This is a genomic window from Algoriphagus sp. (assembly GCF_030694375.1).
In the GTDB taxonomy this organism is placed as follows: Bacteria; Bacteroidota; Bacteroidia; order Cytophagales; family Cyclobacteriaceae; genus Algoriphagus.
Genome location: NZ_JAUXYL010000042.1, coordinates 14837 through 36145, shown reverse-complemented (window position 1 = coordinate 36145; position 21309 = coordinate 14837). Strand labels below are relative to the sequence as shown.

Annotated in this window: 22 protein-coding genes and 2 tRNA genes; 5 read left to right on the top strand and 19 right to left on the bottom strand. The window is 44.0% G+C overall.

Features of this window, described 5'->3' with window-relative positions; genetic code table 11:
* Window positions 1-28 precede the first annotated feature (28 nt).
* Window positions 29-220: a hypothetical protein gene (locus tag Q8M62_RS17720; protein WP_304902270.1), complete on the top strand. Its 192-nt coding sequence runs from the start codon at window positions 29-31 to the stop codon at window positions 218-220.
* A 3-nt stretch (window positions 221-223) separates the two neighbouring features.
* Window positions 224-1030 (top strand): MOSC domain-containing protein, encoded by an 807-nt coding sequence (locus Q8M62_RS17715; RefSeq protein ID WP_304902269.1) that lies wholly within the window; start codon window positions 224-226, stop codon window positions 1028-1030.
* A gap of 31 nt (window positions 1031-1061) precedes the next feature.
* Here the strand turns inward: Q8M62_RS17715 and hemE are convergent, their stop codons facing one another.
* The 6 genes from hemE to truA form a co-directional block, all read right to left on the bottom strand.
* Window positions 1062-2087, bottom strand: a complete 1026-nt coding sequence (gene hemE / locus Q8M62_RS17710) for a uroporphyrinogen decarboxylase (RefSeq protein ID WP_304902268.1) — start codon at window positions 2085-2087, stop codon at window positions 1062-1064.
* Between the two features lie 103 nt (window positions 2088-2190).
* Window positions 2191-2742: a hypothetical protein gene (locus Q8M62_RS17705; RefSeq protein ID WP_304902267.1), complete on the bottom strand. Its 552-nt coding sequence runs from the start codon at window positions 2740-2742 to the stop codon at window positions 2191-2193.
* Between the two features lie 200 nt (window positions 2743-2942).
* Window positions 2943-3455: a hypothetical protein gene (locus Q8M62_RS17700; protein ID WP_304902266.1), complete on the bottom strand. Its 513-nt coding sequence runs from the start codon at window positions 3453-3455 to the stop codon at window positions 2943-2945.
* Between the two features lie 2 nt (window positions 3456-3457).
* Window positions 3458-4048 carry a hypothetical protein gene (locus Q8M62_RS17695; RefSeq protein WP_304902265.1) on the bottom strand — a complete coding sequence of 197 codons (591 nt, stop codon included), beginning with the start codon at window positions 4046-4048 and terminating at the stop codon, window positions 3458-3460.
* 34 nt (window positions 4049-4082) lie between these two features.
* Window positions 4083-5855 carry an ABC transporter ATP-binding protein gene (locus Q8M62_RS17690; RefSeq protein ID WP_304902264.1) on the bottom strand — a complete coding sequence of 591 codons (1773 nt, stop codon included), beginning with the start codon at window positions 5853-5855 and terminating at the stop codon, window positions 4083-4085.
* Between the two features lie 6 nt (window positions 5856-5861).
* Window positions 5862-6671 carry a tRNA pseudouridine(38-40) synthase TruA gene (truA, locus tag Q8M62_RS17685; protein ID WP_304902263.1) on the bottom strand — a complete coding sequence of 270 codons (810 nt, stop codon included), beginning with the start codon at window positions 6669-6671 and terminating at the stop codon, window positions 5862-5864.
* A gap of 51 nt (window positions 6672-6722) precedes the next feature.
* On the opposite strand from truA, the gene Q8M62_RS17680 reads away from it, so the two are divergent.
* Together Q8M62_RS17680 and Q8M62_RS17675 are read left to right on the top strand one after the other, a co-directional pair.
* On the top strand, window positions 6723-7205 hold the full coding sequence (locus Q8M62_RS17680; protein ID WP_304902262.1) for a DUF4293 domain-containing protein: 483 nt from the start codon (window positions 6723-6725) through the stop codon (window positions 7203-7205).
* A gap of 207 nt (window positions 7206-7412) precedes the next feature.
* Window positions 7413-8513 (top strand): PLP-dependent aspartate aminotransferase family protein, encoded by a 1101-nt coding sequence (locus Q8M62_RS17675; RefSeq protein WP_304902261.1) that lies wholly within the window; start codon window positions 7413-7415, stop codon window positions 8511-8513.
* 255 nt (window positions 8514-8768) lie between these two features.
* Here Q8M62_RS17675 and Q8M62_RS17670 read toward each other — a convergent pair whose 3' ends face one another.
* Entirely contained in the window at window positions 8769-10724 is a 1956-nt protein-coding gene (locus tag Q8M62_RS17670) for a M1 family metallopeptidase (RefSeq protein WP_304902260.1), read from the bottom strand.
* Between the two features lie 155 nt (window positions 10725-10879).
* On the opposite strand from Q8M62_RS17670, the gene Q8M62_RS17665 reads away from it, so the two are divergent.
* Entirely contained in the window at window positions 10880-12706 is a 1827-nt protein-coding gene (locus Q8M62_RS17665) for a TonB-dependent receptor (protein WP_304902259.1), read from the top strand.
* A gap of 294 nt (window positions 12707-13000) precedes the next feature.
* Here Q8M62_RS17665 and Q8M62_RS17660 read toward each other — a convergent pair whose 3' ends face one another.
* From Q8M62_RS17660 to lpdA, 12 genes are all read right to left on the bottom strand, one after another.
* Window positions 13001-13249, bottom strand: a complete 249-nt coding sequence (locus tag Q8M62_RS17660; protein WP_304902258.1) for a GIY-YIG nuclease family protein — start codon at window positions 13247-13249, stop codon at window positions 13001-13003.
* Between the two features lie 43 nt (window positions 13250-13292).
* Window positions 13293-13367 (bottom strand) — tRNA-Val (locus Q8M62_RS17655).
* Window positions 13368-13414: 47 nt separating this feature from the next.
* Window positions 13415-13489 (bottom strand) — tRNA-Val (locus Q8M62_RS17650).
* A gap of 382 nt (window positions 13490-13871) precedes the next feature.
* Window positions 13872-15134, bottom strand: coding sequence for a replication-associated recombination protein A (locus Q8M62_RS17645; RefSeq protein WP_304902257.1), 1263 nt, complete (start codon window positions 15132-15134; stop codon window positions 13872-13874).
* A 133-nt stretch (window positions 15135-15267) separates the two neighbouring features.
* Window positions 15268-15567 (bottom strand): HigA family addiction module antitoxin, encoded by a 300-nt coding sequence (locus Q8M62_RS17640; RefSeq protein WP_092733392.1) that lies wholly within the window; start codon window positions 15565-15567, stop codon window positions 15268-15270.
* Between the two features lie 10 nt (window positions 15568-15577).
* Window positions 15578-15859, bottom strand: a complete 282-nt coding sequence (locus Q8M62_RS17635; protein ID WP_092733389.1) for a type II toxin-antitoxin system RelE/ParE family toxin — start codon at window positions 15857-15859, stop codon at window positions 15578-15580.
* 65 nt (window positions 15860-15924) lie between these two features.
* Window positions 15925-16938 (bottom strand): low specificity L-threonine aldolase, encoded by a 1014-nt coding sequence (locus tag Q8M62_RS17630; protein ID WP_304902256.1) that lies wholly within the window; start codon window positions 16936-16938, stop codon window positions 15925-15927.
* The gene (locus Q8M62_RS17625; RefSeq protein ID WP_305668232.1) at window positions 16928-17872 is read right to left on the bottom strand and encodes a glycerophosphodiester phosphodiesterase family protein; all 945 of its coding nucleotides are present in this window, start codon (window positions 17870-17872) and stop codon (window positions 16928-16930) included. Before Q8M62_RS17625 ends, Q8M62_RS17630 begins: the two co-directional genes overlap by 11 nt.
* Before the next feature lie 7 nt (window positions 17873-17879).
* Window positions 17880-18338 carry a DUF2721 domain-containing protein gene (locus Q8M62_RS17620; RefSeq protein WP_092733383.1) on the bottom strand — a complete coding sequence of 153 codons (459 nt, stop codon included), beginning with the start codon at window positions 18336-18338 and terminating at the stop codon, window positions 17880-17882.
* Window positions 18339-18438: 100 nt separating this feature from the next.
* Complete coding sequence (locus Q8M62_RS17615; RefSeq protein ID WP_304902254.1) at window positions 18439-19263, bottom strand: anti-sigma factor; 825 nt, start codon at window positions 19261-19263, stop codon at window positions 18439-18441.
* Window positions 19263-19796 carry an RNA polymerase sigma factor gene (locus Q8M62_RS17610; protein ID WP_092733377.1) on the bottom strand — a complete coding sequence of 178 codons (534 nt, stop codon included), beginning with the start codon at window positions 19794-19796 and terminating at the stop codon, window positions 19263-19265. Before Q8M62_RS17610 ends, Q8M62_RS17615 begins: the two co-directional genes overlap by 1 nt.
* Before the next feature lie 81 nt (window positions 19797-19877).
* Entirely contained in the window at window positions 19878-21275 is a 1398-nt protein-coding gene (gene lpdA, locus Q8M62_RS17605; protein WP_304902253.1) for a dihydrolipoyl dehydrogenase, read from the bottom strand.
* Window positions 21276-21309 lie beyond the last annotated feature (34 nt).

The window sequence follows — 21309 nt, the reverse complement described above, 5'->3', positions numbered from 1 at the left end:
GAATTGAAAAACCTGCATCTAAAAGTTAATGCAATATTTTTCCTCTCTTAGAAACCGGGAACGAGCCAAATGGCTTTTAGTCATTTTTTTAGGATTGGCAGTGATTCATGCCACGCATCATTTTCAGACACTTTCGGATTTTCGCCAGTTGATGGCACTGATAAACCTGAAAAATATTCCTTTTTGCCTCAAAGCCGACGCCGAATTCTCCTATTTTTGATCAATGGAAAATCAACTCATCATTCAGGATATTTTTATTTACCCTATAAAATCTTTGGGGGGAATTCGGCTTTCTGAAGCTGTTGTGGAGGAAAAAGGTTTTCAACACGACCGAAGATGGATGCTGGTAGATGATGAGGGAATGTTTATCACACAGCGCGAATACCCTCAATTAGCCTTGCTTGCGGTGACTTTAGGAGATAATGAGCTGGTCGTTTCTCACAAAAAGGAACTGGGAAAAACCGTCAAAGTTCCTTTTGATTTAGCGTCCGGACCGGAACTGACGGTGACGATATGGGACGATCAGGTTTTGGCTAAAACTGTCCACCCTGATCTTGACCAATTCTTTTCGGGATTTTTAGGCTTCAAAGCCAGCTTGGTTTTAATGCCTGAAAACTCCCATCGTAAAGTCGATCCGCGCTATGCGGTCAATGATGAATCAGTCAGCTTTGCGGACGGAATGCCTTACCTGATCATTGGCCAAGAGTCGCTGAATGACTTGAATTCCCGATTGGAAAATCCGGTGTCTATGGATCGATTCAGGCCCAATCTTGTTTTTTCAGGGGGAACTCCCTACCTAGAAGATTCTCTTCGTGAAATTAAAATCGGTGAGGTGGAATTTCAAATTGTCAAACCTTGTGCACGTTGTGTGTTGACCACGGTTGATCAGGACTCCGGAGTGAAGGGAAAGGAGCCTCTAAAAACGCTTTCATCCTACCGCACCATTTCCAATAAGGTCTATTTCGGGCAAAATGTCGTAGCACTTCAGACAGGTCAAATCCGCGTTGGAGATGCAATCAGTGAACGTTAAGGGCAGACGGGTTTCCAATTCTCAAAGCGGATCACTTAAACTCCTTCACGGTCTGGATGAAAACCTTCACCATTTCAGGGTCTATATCCGGGTAGACTCCATGACCTAAATTGGCTATATGCCGTGATCCACGAAACTGTTCCATCATCTCTAGGGTAGCCGCCCGAACTTGGTCAGGATTTCCATAAAGTGCTGCTGGATCAAGATTTCCTTGGAGGGTCTTGTTTGCACCGATCAGCTTTCGGGATTCTGCGATGCCCATATTCCAGTCCAGTCCGATGGTTTCGCAGTTTAATTGCCCCATTTCTTCTCTTGCAAAAAAAGCGCCTTTCGCAAAGACCGTGACCGGCACCTCCTTGATGGCGTCGCAAATCTGTGAAATGTAGTTGTAGGAAAACTCCCGGTATTGCTTTGGCCCCAAAATCCCCGCCCAACTGTCAAAAATCTGAACCAAATCCACACCGGCACGGATCTGAGCTTTGAGGTAATTGATCGTAGAATCGGTGATGAGCTGTAATAGTCTATGAGAAAAGACCGGATCTCGATAAAGCATTTCCCTGGATTTTGAAAAAGTCTTGCTACCGCTTCCTTCAACCATATAGGCAAAAATCGTCCAAGGAGCCCCTGCAAATCCGATCAGTGGGACTCGCCCGTTGAGGGCCTTTTTGGTGATCTGGATAGCATCGATCACGTATTTCAAATCATGATCTCCATCTGCTACGCGCAACTTTTTCAAATCCGAATTGCTTCGCACTGTATTCGGGAACCACGGCCCTCGTTTTTCAATCATTTCGTAAGGCAAACCCATCGCTTCAGGAATGACCAAAATGTCAGAGAAAATAATGGCTGCATCCACATCCAAAATATCAACAGGCTGTATAGTGACTTCTGCGGCAAGCTCCGGAGTTTGGGCTAGTTCAATGAATCCACTGACAGATTCACGGACTGCGCGGTATTCGGGCAGGATTCTACCTGCCTGACGCATCAGCCAAACTGGAGTTCTTTCTGTTTTTTCACCTCTGGCTGCGCGAAGCAGTAGATCGTTTTTGAGTTGCATGCCGCAAAGATAAGCACCAAATTATTTTTGGAGGGATTGCCTTAAAATAAAAAAGCGAAGCCTGGATTTCCGGGCCTCGCCTGTGGTAAGAGTTGGTTTACTTTTAATTTTTCTTTTTAGGCTCTAATTTTCGGAACTGAGCATCTGTTATTCCGAACATTTTGGTCACTGCATCATAATTGGTCCAATCAATTCGCCCTTTTGGAAAATCCGAGGGAACTACAACAATTCTAAATTCCTGATCTTGAGTCCAAACCGGGTCTAAAGTTCTCAAATTAATCGTCCCTTCAAGGAAGAGACGAATATCTGCCTGTGTAAAATCGAAATTGTAAACCAAAGGCCCTTCAGGAAAAAAGACGGTTTGAGGGACAGCTCTCCATATTTTTCTTCCCTGGACTACATCCCAAAGGATATAAGTCAATACAACATCACTTTCCACCAACTCTTCGGGAAATTCCAGAAAGGCTTCCCAATCATTTGCTGCTGTAAAATCAACGGTGGCTTCGTAGGTGGTGGCTACAATATTTACACCGGGTGCGCCTTGTTGTCCTTGAGGACCCGGAGGACCCTGCAATCCCGGTAGGCCTTCCGGACCTTCACATGCCTGAAAGGCCAAAACCACAGCCAGGCCAAAAATTAAAGATAGATTTCGCATGATTTTATAGGATTAAAATTTGATTTTGATCGGATATCCAGTTAGCTAACGTTAGGAATTTCTCACTTGCCAAGGGCAGACAGATGGCTGGTAAGTATCACCTTGATTGTAGGCATTTCGGCGTGCTCGATTTTAAATTATTTTCACTCTTTCACGGCAGTTTTGATGCCAAGGTTGGGTTTAAAACCCCAAAAGATTAGCTACCTGATCGGTGCGATCACCTGAACTTCAGATTCGCTAATTATCCGGTCGATAAAAATTCCGGAAAGTGAAAGATTTCGCGATTTGGCTGATGCTTCAATCTCCTTCTTGACTTGGTCCGGACTTGGCATCACCCATTTGTTTCTTTTAATCGTTGCTCGCATGTGCCTAGTCTCGGCAAATCCCAGTAGTTCCAAATCAGCTGGTGCAAAGGGTAAATCCAGAGCGACAAATACTTTCATGGTATCCAATTTTCCCTTTGGCTCTTCAAAATAGATGGTATGGATTTTCTTTCCGGGGTTGAGAGATAACAATGTCTCAATCGATCGAAACGTATTCCCCAACTCTTGATCCTGTGGCTGTCCTATAAAATATTTTCCGGCTAGCGTAGGAGGAGAGGCCTCTACCAACTCAATTTCGATGGGGTTATTTCCCCCAAGTCGGTCAAAAATGAAGTAGAAAACCGTTGAGACGGCAAGTAAAATCACAAAAGCAATCCCTGTTTTTTTCATTTTCAAAACAGATAGCGTACGCCGATTCCTCCCTGACCTTTAAAATTGATCCGATCAATCAATTCCAAAAACATCCCTACTTCGACAAATACGTTGAGAGGTGTCTCACTGAAATAATATTCTGCTCCGGCAAAAACCTCAGGGCCTAAATCAATATTGCTTCGCTTAATGGATAAAAACGGTTGCTGACCCGGTGAACCCGGTGAACTTTGAAAATAACTGTAATTGACATTGGTGGTCCTGAGCTGCACTCCGGCTCCGCCATAGCCCAAAAGATACCCTTGGGTAATTTCAAAAACATCCGTGATATCTTCATGCAATGCCATTCTGAAATTGAGGGAGATACCCCTGCTTGCCGAATGCCCCTGATAAAAGGCATTGGATGACGGAGGGTTGTTTTCAAAATGCTTTCTGTAATAGTCCGAGCCGTTGACACCTGCGCCACCGATCATAATTTCGTAAGAAAGGTAGTCTTCAATAAAGTCTTTGTAAGTAATTGAAAGTGGTTCTCCCAATCTGATTCCTACGCCCCTTTCTTGCGCAAAACCCAGAAAGGGCAATAAAATGAGGATAAATAGAATACGATATTTCACTGGATTGATAGTTGGTTTAAAGTTGATTACTGAATTAAATCGCCATCATCTTCAGTTGCATTTGATGGAGTTGAGTATAGTAACCTCCCAATTCAAGAAGCGAATCATGTGTTCCCGATTCTACGATTTCACCTTTGTGAAGGACGAGAATCTTGTCTGCTTTTTGGATGGTGGAAAGCCGGTGAGCGATCACAATTGAAGTTCTGCCTTTCATCATTTTCTCTGTGGATTCCTGAATCAATTCTTCGGTTTCACTGTCGACGGAAGAGGTGGCTTCGTCTAAAATCAGGATTTCGGGATTGTAAACCATGGCCCTGACGAATGAAATCAACTGTCTTTGGCCCACTGAAAGCGTAGCGCCGCGCTCCATTACATTGTAATCCAACCCTCCGGGAAGCCGCTCAATGAATTTTCGTGCACCTACATTTTCGGCAGCTTCGAGGACCTGCTCTCTGGTGATAGAAGGGTTTCCGAGCGTGATATTGTGATAGATCGTGTTGGAGAAAAGGAACACATCCTGAAGCACGACTCCAATATGCTTTCTCAAAGTCCCCAATTCATATTCTCTGATCTCGGTCCCATCGATGAAAATCTGACCCTGATTGATTTCGTAGAATCTTGAAATCAAATTGATGATCGAGGATTTTCCTGCACCTGTAGCTCCTACCAAAGCGATGGTCTGTCCGGCTTTTACCTCAAAAGTGATGTTTTTAAGTACATATTCTTCGTCCACATAGGCAAACCATACATTTTCAAGTCGGATGTTTCCCTTGATTTTTTCAGGCTTGTAATTGCCTTCATTTGCGATATTATCTGTGCTTGCCAAAAGTTTAAAAATCCGTGAGGAACTGACAACGCCCATTTGCAGGGTGTTGAACCGATCAGCGATCTGACGGATCGGTCTGAAAAACAGCTGAAGGTACATGATAAAGGATATCAGGATACCAATTTGCAATTCAAGTCCCAAAACACCCACCGCACCATACCATACTACCAGACCAATTCCGATGGCCTGGATAATTTCTGCGACAGGAAAATAAATGGAATAATACAGGACTGAGCGAATGTGGGCCGTACGATGCTCCCGGTTGATGTCTTTGAATTTTTCGAATTCCCGCTGTTCCCGGTTGAAAATTTGCACAATATTCATCCCGGTAATGTGCTCCTGAAGGAATGAATTCAGGTTGGAGACCGCATTTCTAACATCATTGAAGGTGACTTTGATTTTTTCCTTGAAGACGTAGGTGGAAATTATCAAAAGCGGTAGCGTACACAAACTCACCAAGGTCAGCTTCCAGTCAATGTAAAACATCACGCCCAAAATCGTGATGATCTGAAGCAGATCTCCGATAATCGCTGCAAGCCCTTCACTAAATACATCGGCAAGAGTTTCTATATCGGAGACATTTCGTGTCACCAAGCGGCCTATCGGTGTATTGTCAAAAAACTTGAGACGGAGCTTGAGTAGGTGCTTATACAATCTTACCCGTATATCCTTGATGATCACTTGACCTATCCAGCCAGAGTAATAGGTGTGAGCCCACTGTACAAGGGCCTGCAAAATCATCAGCCCTACCAGAATGTAAATGATCCTTACCAGGCCTGCCGCATCGCCCATAGCAACATAATCATCAATGGCGATCTGAATAAAATAAGGTCGGGTCGGTGCCAAAATCGCCATGGCTATCGTCAAAAAGACAAGAAAGTAAAACTGCGCTTTATAAGGCTTTACGAAGGAGTAAAGCTGCTGCAGTACTTTCATGTCGACGATTTCGCCTGACGATTCTTTTTCTTTTTCTAAGCTCAAGGCTGGTTAGTCTAGGTAAATGTCTTCTTTGTAAACGATTTGACTCAGGAAAAGTCCCTTGGCTGGGGCCGCTTTTCCGGCGATCGCCCGATTTCGTGAACGAATCAGATCGTCCATTTCCTCGGCTTTTCTTAATCCCAGCCCCACTTCCATCAGAGTACCGACAATCGCCCGTACCATACCACGCAAAAAACGATTGGCGGTTATATGAAATAACAATTGGTCGTCCTTTTGTTCCCAGTGGGCCGAGATAATTTCACAACGGAAATGCTTGACTTCGGTATGTACTTTACTAAAGCACTCAAAATCCTCATGGCGTAGAAGGGCTTGCGCAGCCTCATTCATTTTTTCCACATCAGGGCTGTGAAAACAAAGCCACGCCAGATCGTTCAGAAATGGATTTTTTCGAAAAATTATCCGATACACATAAGACCTTCTCCTTGCATCAAATCTCGCATTTGCATCAGGTTTTACTTCACGGATGGAATGAATGGAAATTTCTTTGGGCAAAATCGAATTGATGGCTTTGAGGAAGTTTACTCCCGGGAGGACATCCTGCAGATCGAAGTGACATACTTGCATACTGGCATGTACGCCAGTATCTGTCCGGCCACTTCCGGTGATGTAGATGGGTTTTCGGAAATAAGTACTGAGGGCTGTTTGTACGCATTCCTGGACTGTAAAGGCATTGCTTTGGATTTGCCAACCATGAAATGGGGTGCCTTTGTAGCTCAATTCAAGAAAATATCGCTTCGTCTCACTCATACGGCTGCAAAGATACAATTCCCCGTCAAATCCGACGGGAGTCTTTTCCATCCTTGGTTATGATGGGATTTGCCCTTTTCTTTGCCAAAAAAACAGAAAGAAATGATTCAGCGACTTCAAACCATATTCTTGTTTCTCGTAGTGATTGGAATGGGAATTACTGTAGGCACTCCTTTATGGGAGCAGGTAGACACCGGATCGGGTACAGGGGATTCCTGGAATCTCACCGCATTTATGCTGACCAACTTAGATTCCGCAGGTGAAGAGATTCAATCTTCCTCCAAATGGTATATCGCAACATTGGCCTCATTTGCAGGGCTTTTGGCACTGATTTCAATTTTTCAGTATAAAAATCGCGCGAGACAAATGATGATCAATATGATCAACAGCCTGCTGATGGTAGGCCTTGTGGCAACGGTGTTTTTGACAACCAACGGAATCAATCAGGCTATTTCGGCTGAAGTGGCCGGGGCTTATCAGATCGGATTTTGGGCTATCCTTGCCTCCATGGTCTGTAATATGCTTGCCAATCGATTTATCCGAAAAGACGAGGCCTTGGTTCGGTCGGTGGATAGAATTAGATAGAAACAAGATTTTAGAAGCAAGACACAAGACACAAGACACAAGACACAAGATTCGAGATTTGAAATTTGAAATGGCAGAAAGCCGGCAGTACGCTGGCTTTCTGTTTTTCGGCCTGGGCAGGATCATTGTTGCCTCTCAAGGAATTTTTAGAAAATAAAGTCAATCTCCACAGAGACTTTTCTAATTTCAAATCCAAATACACCAACAATGCGATTCGAAACACTCACTATCCATAAAGGAAATCTGATCACAGACTCCGCAAAACCCGTTGTTCAGCCAATTACGCTCAGCACCACTTTTGAGCACGGAGCTGGGGAAATGATGTACACCCGAGCCAATAATCCCAATCGAAAAGCGCTTGAAGATTTACTTGCAGCCATGGAAAAAGGGGCCGATGCCGCCGCTTTTTCATCAGGAAATGCTGCCGGAACTGCCGTTTTCCAAGCCCTGGAACCCGGTTCGCATATTGTTGCTCCGGATGATATGTACCATGGGTTGCACAATTCCATGGTTCAGCTTTTTGCAGGAATTTTGGAAGTGACATTCGTGGACATGAGTAATCTGGAAGAAGTCAAAAAGGCTATTCGGCCAAATACCCGTCTTTTTTGGGTGGAAACGCCTTCCAATCCACTTTTGAAAATCACCGATATTAGAAAGATATCAGCTTTAGCCAAAGAGCAAAAAGCGATCATTGCCTGCGATAATACCTTTGCAACTCCGGTTTTTCAAAATCCAATCGATCTCGGTGCAGATATCGTGATGCACAGCAGCACCAAGTATTTTGGGGGGCATTCGGATATTTTGGGAGGAGCCTTGATCACTAAGGAGGTAAATCCTTTCTGGGAAAAAGTTAAAATTGTCCAGCGGGTTGGAGGTGCTGTGCCTGCGCCAATGGATTGTTACCTGCTTTGCCGCAGTATCCGGACCTTGGCCTACCGGATGAAAGGTCATACTGAACATGCGACGATTTTGGCTGAATACCTTCTAAATCATCCTAATGTCGAAAAAGTTTTTTATCCGGGGTTGATATCTCATCCGGGTCATGCCATAGCAGCTTCTCAAATGAGCGGATTTGGTGGGATAGTTTCGTTTATGGTCAAAGGTGATGCGAAAAGGGCTGACGAAGTGGTTTCCAAACTTAAATATTTTGCCAATGCCACAAGCCTTGGTGGTGTGGAAAGTTTGATCGAGCGTCGAGCTTCTGTGGAAGGGCCAAATACCAAAACTCCCCAGAATCTGCTTCGTGTGTCAGTAGGCTTGGAGCATACGGATGACTTGTTGGAGGATTTAGCGCAGGCTTTAGATTGATAGATTGGAAGATTTTAAAATTGAAAAATTAGGCTTAGATCTCTCCTGAATTTTTCCGCAAATTAAATGTGTGTAATTAAAAATGGCTCTCAAAATCAATTGAGAGCCATTTTTTATTTAAAGCTAAGGTTTCTTAGAAGCAGTTTATATAGTGATTGGTTTCAAATTTTGGACTTCTTCTGTCTCCGGTCTCCGGTCTTCCAATACTACAGCCCAGCAAACTACCGAAAGTATCAATATTAGTCTGGTCGATTTTTACTTGTAAATCTCCATTGGCCAGTGATCATTGCCGAGGTTAATATCTGTAATGACTTTGTCAGGATCAATTTCAACTGATTTCACCCGCTTGCCTGTCTTGTGAAGGTAAGACCAGGAATTTCCCCTTTGCCAGATCTCAACCGGAAGCTTGACACGCTCCTTACTATCATCTTCGTAAATAAATTCCAATAAAACAGGCATGGGGAAGTCTCCCTTATTTACAAGGTTTACCAGATAATTTCCGCCATAAGGCTGTACGGAGCTGATGCCGAGGTCTATGTTGCCATTGCCATAAAACCAACCTTTCCAAAACCAGGAGAGGTTTTCTCCGGCCACATTTTCCATGTGATTGAAAAAGTCATTTGGCTGGGGATGCTTATAAGCCCATGTTTTGATGTAGGATTTGAAAGCATTGTCAAATCGCTCTTCACCCAAAATGTATTCTCTGAGCATCACCAATCCAATAGCAGGCTTCATGTAGGCTACCATTCCGAGATTTCGGGTGTCGGTCAAATCGGGGTAGTTATCAATTCCTTCGCGTGTATCGCTTGTGAAATAATTGTTAAAACGTCGGGTTTGATTCAAAGTGGAGGGGTATTCTCCATTGTTGAAAGCATTGGAGCTGTAATGGTTGATAAAGGTGTTGAAGCCTTCATCCATCCAAGCGTATCGACGCTCGTTGGTGCCGACAATCATTGGGAACCAGTTGTGCCCAAATTCATGATCTGTCACACCCCAAAGTGATGCGCCTTTGGAATTGTAGTGGCAGAAGTTTAATCCAGGATATTCCATTCCGCCGATTTCTGCAGCGACGTTAGTAGCTGTTTCGTAGGGGAATTCAAACCACTGTTTGGAATAATACTCGATGGAAGCCTTGCTGTATTCGGTAGACCGGCTCCAGGCATCCTGCCCGTTGCTTTCCATGGGGTAGACCGATTGCGCGAGCGCGGCTTTGCCCGACGGTAAATTGATTTTGGCAGCATCCCAGATAAATGCATCGGAACTTGCAAATGCCACGTCTCTGGAGTTTTGAATCCTAAAATGCCATGTTACTGTTCCTTCTTGTTTTGGGCGGGTGAGTTTTGTGTTTTTGATTTCTTCAGGGGTAATCAAATAAATGGCCGTATCACTCGCAGCAGCTTTGGCCATTCTATTTTGAAGTTCTTTGCTGAGAACTTCATTCGGGTTCATCAGCTTGCCCGATCCAACGACTATATGATTGTATGGGACGGTGACTTTGTAATCGAAATTGCCGTATTCCAGGTAAAACTCACCTGCTCCGAGATAGGGATCTACATTCCATCCTTCGATTTCGTCAAATACCGCAACTTTAGGATACCACTGTGCAAAAGCATAGATCCAACCGTCCTTCACTTTCAATCTACCCATTCGATCCATCCCTTTTTGAGGGACTTTGAAAGAAAAATTCATGGAAACTGTCGCTTTTCCGCCTTTTGCCGGAATCGGCTCAGCAAACCAAACCTGCATCCGGGTATCATCGATCAGATGCTTGGTGGAGTTGGCACCTTTGAGGCCCACTTTTGCACTGACGTTGGTAATATTGTAGCCGCCGTCAATATCACCATTGTAGCGGTTACCTTGAATCGGAGTTGTCAGTGTGCCTCGAGAATCTGGAGTGAATCGGTTTTGTTCCAATTGCAGCCAAATGAAATCCAGTGATTCGGGGCTATTGTTGGTGTAAGTGATGGTGACTTTGCCGGAAAGAACATGACTGGAATCATTCAGGCCGACTTCAATCTGATAGTCTGCAGCATTTTGCCAATAAGCTTCACCCGGTTTGCCGGATGCAGTTCGATAGCTGTTTCCCTTTCGATCTAAGAATTCCCCGAAATATTTCTGGTTATTATCTTTTCCCTGCTGCGCAAAAACGGAAAAGGATCCCGTGAATAGTAATAGGGTAACTGTCCAACCCAATAATTTTAATTTTCTCATCATTCGTTCTATTTGAGCTCAAAATACAGACAAAGGCCTAATGGATGAATGCTTTTTACGCGGAATAAAAACTTTTAACCAAAATTTTGATTTTGATTGGGCTTGCAAGAAGGGGTAAAAGGCCTTTACCTTTGGCCAAATTACCAATCATCTTGATGAAAAAAGCACTATTAATTAGCTGTTTGGCCATTTTGTCTTTCCAAGCAAACTCCCAAACGGACACCACTACCCAGAATCTGAATGAAGTAATTATTCAGGAAAACAGGATTCAGATTCCTTTTTCAAAGCAAAGCAGAAATATTTCTTTGATCGATCGGCAGCAAATCGAAACCACTCCGGGAAGAAGTCTTCAGGAGGTGCTGAGTTTTGTGCCGGGTGTCGATGTAAGGCAGCGGGGTGTCACCGGAGTACAGGCGGATATCGGGATTCGCGGCGGTTCGTTTGAGCAAACCCTGATGTTGCTCAATGGGATCAAACTCAGCGATCCTCAGACTGGACATCACATGATGAACATTCCCGTTCCTTTGGTCAATATTGATCGAATAGAAGTCCTGAAAGGGCCCGCCTCCAGGATTTTTGGTCAGAATGCCTACACTGGTGCCGTGAATGTAATCACGAGCTTGAGTGATAAGCAAAGCCTAAGATTGCAGGGATATGGTGGTGACTTTGGGATGAAAGGGATAAATCTTGCAGGTTCGCTGCCAGTCGGGAAGTACCGGCAAAACTTGGCGGTGTCTTACGACGATTCCAATGGGCATCAGTACAATTCCGACTATCAGGTGAGCAATATATTTTATGAAGGAGGATTGGACTTGAATTCCAAAAACTCCATCAGGGGAATGATAGCCTATACTGACCGGACTTTTGGTGCCAATGGCTTTTATACTTCTGCCTTTCCGGATCAGTGGGAAAGCCTGCAGACCACCTTGGGTGCCTTGAGCCATACGTTTAATTCCGGTGCTTTTGCACTCAATACCAGAGTGTATGGAAGAAGAAATTCAGATGAATATCGCCTTCGTAGAAATGAACCTCAATTTTATCAAAATAACCATACCTCTGATGTTTTTGCCCTCGAGACCAACGGAAGCTATAAAAGTAAATTAGGAGTGACAGGTTTTGGGGTAGAGCTTCGCAAAGAGCAGATTGAAAGCAATAACCTAGGTGATCATGAGCGCTCCCTTACCGGTATTTTCTTGGAGCAAATGGTAAATCTGGGAGAAAAAACTGATATCCGGGCCGGGGTTTATTCCAATTACTATTCGGAGTATGGCTGGAAGCATTTTCCGGGTTTGGAAGTGGGCTTTCAGGCGACAAAAGCGATCAGACTTTATTCAGGAATTGGATCTAGCTTTCGAATTCCAACTTATACCGACCTGTTTTATGTTGGCCCGACAAATATCGGAAATCCGGATTTGCAGCCCGAACAGGCGAGATCCTTCGAGTTTGGGGGGAAATGGGCTCATTCCAATTGGAGAGGAGAGTTGGTGTATTTCAATCGCTACTCAGAAAGTGTAATCGAATGGACCCGGGTAAGTGCGAATGTACCATGGAAGCCTCAAAACTTCAATGAGGTTACGTTTAACGGAATCGAGGCCTCAGCTTATTATCGAATTAATCCAACAGGTAAAAATGTCCAAATCAAAGAATTGATGTTTTCTTACAATTTTATCGATGCGAATTTTGTGGCGCAACCCGGGATAGAGTCACGGTATGCGTTGACTGCCCTGAGAAACCAATTGATCGGAGGGGTTTTGGTGGGTTTTGGTGAAAAAGTGGAGTGGAATACCAAAATGCGCTATGTGGAGCGGATCAGTTTGGATCCTTATTTCCTGCTGGATATGCGGGTGGACTATAATCGCATGGGTAAATTAGGATTCTTTGCAGAGGCGTCCAATATCACCAATACTGATTACATCGAAGCCGGCACAGTGCAAATGCCGGGAAGATGGTTTCGGGCTGGATTTATGGTGAATTTGGAATAGGTAGATTTCTCACAGATTTCACAGAACATCACAGATATAAAAAACCGAATATCAATAAAAGGTATTCGGTTTTATGCTTCTATTATTATTTAATTCGGAGGGAGCACTTCAGATTGTAAGTTGTCACCAATCAAAAAAAATCTGCGGTGTTCAGCGGATTTATCTGCGAAAATCTGAGGGAATAATTGAAATAAAAAAAGCCTCAGATTCTCTAGGGCTTTTGTTGTGGGAGTTGAGAGATTCGAACCCCCGACCCTCCCGATTGCATCGGGATGCTCTGAACCAGCTGATTTGTCAATGTTTAATTAATTTCTCAATTTTTTTCTTGGATTTCCATGATTTTACAGCCCTTTCTCTGGCATAAGCACTCGATTTATCTGGATAATTTTCGATAAAAACCAGTTTCCAGTCTGCTTCACTCCCGGTAAAGCCTTTATGGTTTGAATTATGCTTTCTGATTCTTTCCTGTATCTCCTCGCAAGTATGTCCCACGTAGAATTTCTCTTTTGACTTTGAAAAAGGAATATAGAATGAACAGGCCATCTCTAAAAATAAAAAAAGCCTCAGATTTCTCTAAGGCTTTTTGTGGGAGTTGAGGGATTCGAACCCCCGACCCTCTGCTTGTAAGGCAGATGCTCTGAACCAGCTGAGCTAAACTCCCTAAAAGTGGACTATGTAATTTCTAATCTCTTCTGATTAGTTTGAAAGTGGGAGTTGAGGGATTCGAACCCCCGACCCTCTGCTTGTAAGGCAGATGCTCTGAACCAGCTGAGCTAAACTCCCGTCGCTTACTTAACGGATTGCAAAGGTAAATTCTAATTTTTTATTGGCAAGTAAAATGTTTGTTTCCTTCGCAATTGTTTGAAAATGAGCGGTATTTTTTTTATTTCTTTCGGACAAAAATGATTTCCCGCAGATTAACACAGAAAAGGGCACAGATTTTCGCGGATTTTTCTAAATCGTTCAGCGGATATTTATGCTGGTGTGAAATTCCAGATTGTTTGTTTTTTGATGGAAATTATGGCAGTCTTCTTTCCCTTTTAGATCTCAATCGACATGTGTGAAACCTATTTTGAAAAATAAAAACCGAGTGAGGTAAATCTTCTTCAGGACATAGCCTTTCCTAGAAGCCTCGTATTTCGTAATTCAAAAATCGTAATTCCCTTTAATACCCGTATTTCCCCTTCCACTTTCCTGACAGATACTTCCGCAACTCATTTTCCCGGGTATTATCTCCGGGTTCATAGAGCTTTGTGCCTTTGATTTCATCGGGTAAAAATTCCTGAGCGACGAAGTTGCCGGGGAAGTCATGGGAATACTTGTAGGCTTTGCCATAGTTTAGGTCCTTCATGAGCTTGGTGGGAGCGTTTCTGAGGTGGAGCGGCACAGACAGGTCTCCCTTTTCTCGCACCAAAGCTTGGGCTTGATTGATGGCTAAGTAGGACGCATTGCTCTTGGGAGAACTCGCCAGATAAGTCACACATTGAGAAAGGATAATCCGCGCTTCAGGGTAACCGATGATTTTGACTGCTTCAAAACAATTGGTAGCCAAAAGTAAGGCATTTGGATTCGCATTGCCGATGTCTTCTGAGGAGAGGATGACCAAGCGTCTTGCGATGAATTTCACGTCCTCTCCGCCTTCAATCATTCGTGCAAGCCAATAAACCGCTGCATTAGGATCAGAACCTCGAATTGATTTGATGAAAGCCGATATGATGTCGTAGTGTTGTTCCCCTGATTTATCGTAAAGAGCCACTTTTTGCTGTGCGATTTTCATGACGATTTCGTCTGAGATCACACAGGGATTCTCGTTGATGCCATCGATGACGATTTCGAGGAGGTTGAGGAGTTTTCGACCATCACCGCCGGAGATTCGAAGCAGGGCATCGATTTCTTTCAATTCGACGGTAATTTTCTTGAGGTCGACATCTTTTTCCAAAGCCTGATGCATCATCGCTTCGAGTTCGGATTTGCCAAGAGGATTTAAAGTGAAAACCTGACATCTTGAAAGCAAAGCCCCATTGATCTCAAACGAAGGGTTTTCAGTCGTTGCTCCAATCAGGCGGATGGTTCCCTTTTCCACCGCACCAAGAAGTGCATCTTGCTGAGATTTGTTGAAGCGATGGATCTCATCGATAAAAAGCACCACGCCCATTTGAAATTTTGCTTTTTCGATCACTTCACGGATATCTTTTACCCCCGAACTGATTGCGCTCAGGGTGTAGAATGGCGCTTTGATCTCATTGGCTATGATGTTAGCAATAGTTGTTTTCCCTACTCCGGGAGGTCCCCATAGGATCAGCGAAGGGACATTTCCTGACTTGATCGCCTTGTATAAAAAGGAGTTGGGAGAAGACAAATGCTCCTGACCGATCAAGTCTTCCAATCGGGTAGGACGCATGCGTTCGGCTAGGGGAGTTTGGTTCATGGATTTAGAGGCAAGAGATTAGAGACAAGAAACAAGAAGGAGTATCTAGAAGCAAGATGCTAGTATCAAGAGGTTTTTATATTAACCTTTCAAGCAAGTTTTTGGAAGCAAATTAGCATAAAAAAAGGCCTTTTTAGGCCTGGTTATAATTGAATGGGGTGATTGAGTCAATCGCTGTCTGTTTGGAGGTTTTTTCTTCTTCCAAATCAAAATCATCCTGAAGCCCAAGCCAGAATTTCGGGGAGGTTCCAAAAAATTTGGAAAACCTCAACGCTGAATCTGCGGTAATCCTTCTTTTTCCCTGAATGATTTCTGAAATGCGAGTTTGAGGAATATGAGTTTCCTTGGCAAGTCTATATGCGGAGACTTTCATTGGTTTTAAGAATTCCTCCGATAGAATTTCGCCAGGATGGATGTTTTTAAGATTTTCCATTATTTTAATATCAATGATAATCCACTATTTGAACATCAAATGATTGATTGCCTTCCCAAGTAAATATTATGCGCCATTGTTTATTGATGCGGACACTAAATTGGCCCGATAAATTTCCTGAGAGTTTTTCTAGATGATTTGATGGTGGTATTCTTAAGTCATTTAAGTTTTGAGAGTTATTGAGCATCCTAAGTTTTCTTCTTGCAATTTCTTGAATATCATTTGGGAGTTTAGCCGAACGGATTCCATTCCAAACTTTCTCTGTTTCCTTGTCGCCAAAAGATTGTATCACTAGTTCTGTTTTTCGATACTAACGCTTGAAGTTAGTAATTGATTTCAAATTTCAAATACTGAATCTCAAATTTCTCTTACCCTCTTCCCAAACTCCTCCAATTTATCATCATCAAAGTCCAAATGCGTCACAAAGCGCACGAGATCCTTTCCGAACTTGACTGATTTGATGTTTTGCTCCGCTAGTTTTTTCATGAATTCCTCAGGAGTAGTTCCCTGAAGTCTGGCGATCACAATATTGGTTGCAACGGGGAAAATCTCTGAAACCACCGATAATTTGCCCAGCATTTCCCCCAAAGCTTGGGCCCTAGCATGATCTTCTTTCAGTCGCTCGACCTGATGATCTAAGGCATAAATGCCTGCAGCTGCCAGAAAGCCAGCTTGACGCATGCCACCTCCAAAGACTTTCCGCACCTTTCTCGCCTGCTTGATGTCTGCTTTTGATCCTAGTAAAAGGGAGCCAATCGGGCAGCCCAAACCTTTGCTCAAGCAAATAGAAATCGTATCAAACTGAGCGCCCCAATCGGCCGGATTTTCCCCCGTCTCCACCAAGGCATTGAAGAGTCTAGCCCCGTCCAGGTGAAGCTTGATGCCCTTTTCTTTGCAAAGTGCATGAATAGGTTTGATTTCGTCTAATGTATAGATGCTTCCTCCTCCTTTGTTCATGGTGTTTTCCAGCGAAACCAATGTGGTCTCAGGCGCATGCACGTCATCGGGATTGATGGAATCGGCAATTTGTGAAGCAGTGATTTTTCCCAGATCTCCCGGTAAAAGTTTGACCGAAGCATGTGAATTTGCCATGATCCCTCCCCCTTCATAGAGGTAGATATGCGAATATTGATGGCAGATGACCTCAGTTTGAATCCCAGTATGGAGGCGGATGGCTATCTGATTGGTCATCGTCCCTGAAGGACAGAAGAGCGCGGCCTCCATTCCAAAGAGTTTGGCGATTTTTTCCTCCAAGGCATTGACTGTAGGATCTTCTCCAAATACGTCATCGCCAACCGGGGCTGTAAACATCGCTTCCTTCATTCCCGCAGTCGGCCGGGTTACCGTGTCACTTCTCAGATCAATCAACATGGGTGAAATACTTGGATTTTGAACTTGTTTTTGGGGATAAAGTCTGAATGGCTTTGGCGGCCTCGATAGGTCGGTCTGTAGCTAAAATATCGGCTCCGTTTTGGACAAAGCTGGCGTAAATCTCATCACCTCTTGCAATGGCGCTTTTGTCTAGGTTGCCCAAAACTCCAAGAATCGTAAAAACTCCTTTTTGATGAAGGGCTTTGTTGAATTCGGGAGTTCGCTCGGCCACTCCGGTGAAAGCGATTACCCGGTTCCATGGAATGCCGGCATCTTCCAGGCGTTTGATTTCTTCCTCGTTTCGGATGGTTACAGATAGCATCAGCTCGGGAGCCATTCGGTTTAACTTTTTGGCAGCTTCAAATGAATACGTGATCAAAGCCGCATGGGCCTCTGACTTAGTCTCGCGAACTTCTTCCACGATTTTCTCATAGGGTACAGATCGTTTGATGTCCACAGTAAGTAGCGCTTTACCTTTGGACCAAAGCAGCGCCTCCTTCAGCGTCGGAACCCTGAATTCGGTCAGATTCCCATCATTATCTTCCAAAAATAGACTCTGAATGTATTCAAATGTCACCTCATTAACCTTTCCCTTTCCGGTAGTTGTCCGATCTAAGTCATCATCATGCATCAGTACCAAAACCGAATCTTTGGTCATTGCCACGTCCAGCTCAATAATGCTTGGAGTGTTGTTGAGGACGTTGGCAAAAGTTTCGATGGAGTTTTCCGGGAAACCTGGGTACGGCCCGCCACGGTGCGCGGAGACCATAGGAATGCGATCAGTTGTCCAGGTGTAAAAGTCTTCGGTTTCGCTGAGCGAATTGACCTGAATGTAATGAGACTTAACTTCAGCTTGGTCAATTTCAGTTTGGTTTTCAACGCCATTGGAAGATTTGCATGAAAACAGTAAGCAAATCGCAAGGGGTATCCACAAAATATTTTTACACATCATCTTTTTTGGGGTCTTTTTTAAAGAATACATCCAAGCTACTTTCCCGCTTTTGAAAGATTTCCTCCATATCCGAAAGCTCCAGGTTGAGTGCTTTGGTTGAAATCTGGATTTCGACCAGTGAAATCATCAAGGATACAAGAAGTGAACCCATACTCGCCACAAATACCCAATTAGCCGCGGAAGTATAACCTTGGAAGAGCAAATACATACAAATGATGCACATTAAAAAGCTGAAAACTCCGAAAAGCTGCATGTTTTTGATGAGTGTCAGCCGACGGCGAAGGTTGTGAATCTGCTCAACAATGATGGCTGAATCGGGCTCTTTTAGGTAGTTCTTATGCAGGCCACGAATCAGGGTGGCGATGGCCAAAAATCGGTTGGTGAAAGCCAACATCAGCAAGGTGATGGCAGAGAAGAGTAGGGCAGGAGTGGAGAGTTGGAGTTCCATAGGATTTTAAAAGTGCTTTCAGGGAAGCTAAGTTCAACAAAAGGCATGAAAAAAGCCTGCTCTTTGCAAAGCAGGCTCGATAAACTCTATTCTTTAGGTATTAAGCAACTTCTCCCAGCACGACCAACTTTTCAAGTGTTGGTGCTTTAGAGCCTCCTTTTGGCTCGATGGTGATGGCAAAGGCACCAGCTTCGGCCACAGCTTGCATTTGTTGTAGGGTGAATTTCTCTCCCGGATTGACCAGGCCAATTCCTACCGGACCATCTTTGCCTATCGCCCAAAGCTGATAATCAGATTCTGCGTCCAGTGAATTCAAATTATTCACTGCCACGAAGACTTCTTGTGCTTTTTGATCCCAGAAGACGTCAACTTTCGCGTCTTTCTGCATTTCAAATCCAGCGCCTTTCATTTCCACGCGTTTGAAATCGCCAGAGACCAGGCGATCCAATCGGGAATCCGTTTCTTCGTATTGAAGCTTGACCTGATTCAGGTTATCCGCCATCACTTGCTGATCTAGGAGTAGGGCAGTGAATTTCTGATCGGTGTCGTAGTATTTGCCCGCGAAATAAATCGCTGCCGCACTTGCCAGCAATGCCACAAGAGATGCTGCTACCGCAAAGTTTTTCCAAGGGGAAAGTGGGACAACTTTGGTCTCTTTAGGGGTAACTGGAGCTGCTTTTAGAGGTTCTTCCTTTTTGAAGTCAGCCTCAAGGCTCGCAAATATTTTTTCTTTTACCTGAGGGGAAGGTTCGGGTCCTGTCAAGTTATCAAAGGAAAACATTGCTTCCTCCAACTCATCCAATTCCTTTTGGATTTCAGGATAAGTTTTTGCCAAGGCCAGAACTTCCTCCCGCTCGCGCTCAGTTAACTCCCCCAGTAGGAAGAGTTCCAGTTTGCCTGATGCTATGTATGATTGGATGTCCACTAGATTCTGTGTAAGTTCTTTTTTAATACTTGAAGTGCAGCCCTGACGCGGGATTTGACTGTGCCGAGCGGAATATCAAATTCCTCCGAGACCTCCGAATGCGTATAACCTTTGAAATAGATATGATCGATGATGAATCGTTGATCCTCGTTGAGGTTATTGATTAACTCTTTGACTCCTATCGCCTCTACCTGTTCCATAGTCCCTGACTGACTTTCAAGTCCATATACGAAGTCATCAATTCCGTTGGTCTTACCGGATTGAGATATTTCCTTGGACCTAAGTTTGTCTATGGCAGAATTACGACAAATATTAGCCATCCAAGTGTACAGGCGGCCTTTTGACTCTTCGTAGGAGTCGATTTTTTTGGTGATTTTGATAAAAGCATCGTGGAAAACCTCCTCCGCAATGTCCTTATCTGACACTATGCGGGCTATAACCGCAAATAGTGCCCTTGAATACTTCTCATAGAGATATTCCGTCGTTTTTCGGTCTCGGGCTCTTAAGCCTTCGATGAGTTGTTCTTCCTGCAAAAGTATTTGGGTTGAAGTGGAATATGCTTAAAAATAAAACTCTAGGCCGAATGTTTTAGCCTAGAGTTCTTTTATTTTTTATTAAAGATGAATTACCTCATCGTATGCAGCTGCAGCGGCTTCCATGATTGCTTCCGACATAGTCGGGTGAGGATGGATGGTTTTGATCAATTCATGACCTGTAGTTTCCAGTTTACGGATTGCAACGATCTCAGCGATCATTTCAGTCACGTTTGCTCCGATCATGTGTGCACCGAGAAGTTCTCCGTATTTTTTGTCAAAGACCAACTTCACAAATCCATCTTTGGCGCCAGCCGCAGAAGCTTTTCCGGATGCTGAGAATGGGAACTTGCCGATTTTTACTTCGTATCCTGCCTCGATTGCTTTTGCTTCGGTGTAACCCACGGAGGCAATTTCCGGGGAGCAATAAGTACAGCCCGGAATATTGTTGTAATCGATTGGTTCCGGATGGTGACCTGCGATTTTCTCTACACAAGTAATGCCTTCCGCAGAAGCAACGTGGGCCAATGCCGGTCCGGAGACTACATCACCAATGGCATAGTAACCAGGCATATTGGTTTTGTAATATTCGTCAACTTTGATTTTGCCTTTTTCCACCAGAATTCCGACATCTTCCAAACCAATATTTTCCAAGTTGGAAACTACACCTGCGGCAGAAAGCACCACATCACACTCCAAGGTTTCCTCGCCTTTGGCAGTTTTTACCGTCACTTTGCAACCGGTTCCTTTGGTGTCTACCGCAGTCACTTCGGAAGAAGTCATGATGGTCATGCCTGCTTTTTTGTAGATTTTCTCCAAAGCTTTCGACACTTCCACATCTTCTACAGGGACGATGCGATCCAAGTATTCTACGATGGTTACTTTGGTGCCAATGGAATTATAGAAATAGGCAAACTCCACACCGATAGCACCTGAACCTACGACAACCATGGTTTTTGGCTGTTTTTCCAAGGTCATGGCTTTTCTATAGCCAATGATTTTTTTATCGTCAATCTTCATTGATGGCAGTTCACGGGATCGGGCACCGGTAGCGATGATGATATTATCCGCGGCATAAACCGTTTTCTTGCCATCTGCACCTGCTACTTCCACCTTTTTACCAGGCTGGATTTTACCCCAACCCGTGATGATCTCGATTTTATTTTTCTTCATCAAAAACTGAACTCCCTTGCTCATGCCATCGGCTACACCACGGCTTCTCTTGACCATTCCGGAGAAATCTGCCTCAGCACCTTTGATCGAAATACCATAATCAGCAGCATGATTGATGTATTCAAAAACCTGCGCGCTTTTCAGCAAGGCTTTGGTTGGGATACAACCCCAATTGAGACAAATGCCACCCAATTCGGCAGCTTCTACGATGGCGGTTTTCAGTCCGAGTTGTGAAGCGCGAATCGCAGCCACATACCCACCCGGTCCGCTTCCCAGCACGATCAAGTCAAATTTTGTCGAAGACATATTTAATTCTTGTTTGATTACAAATTGAAACTCT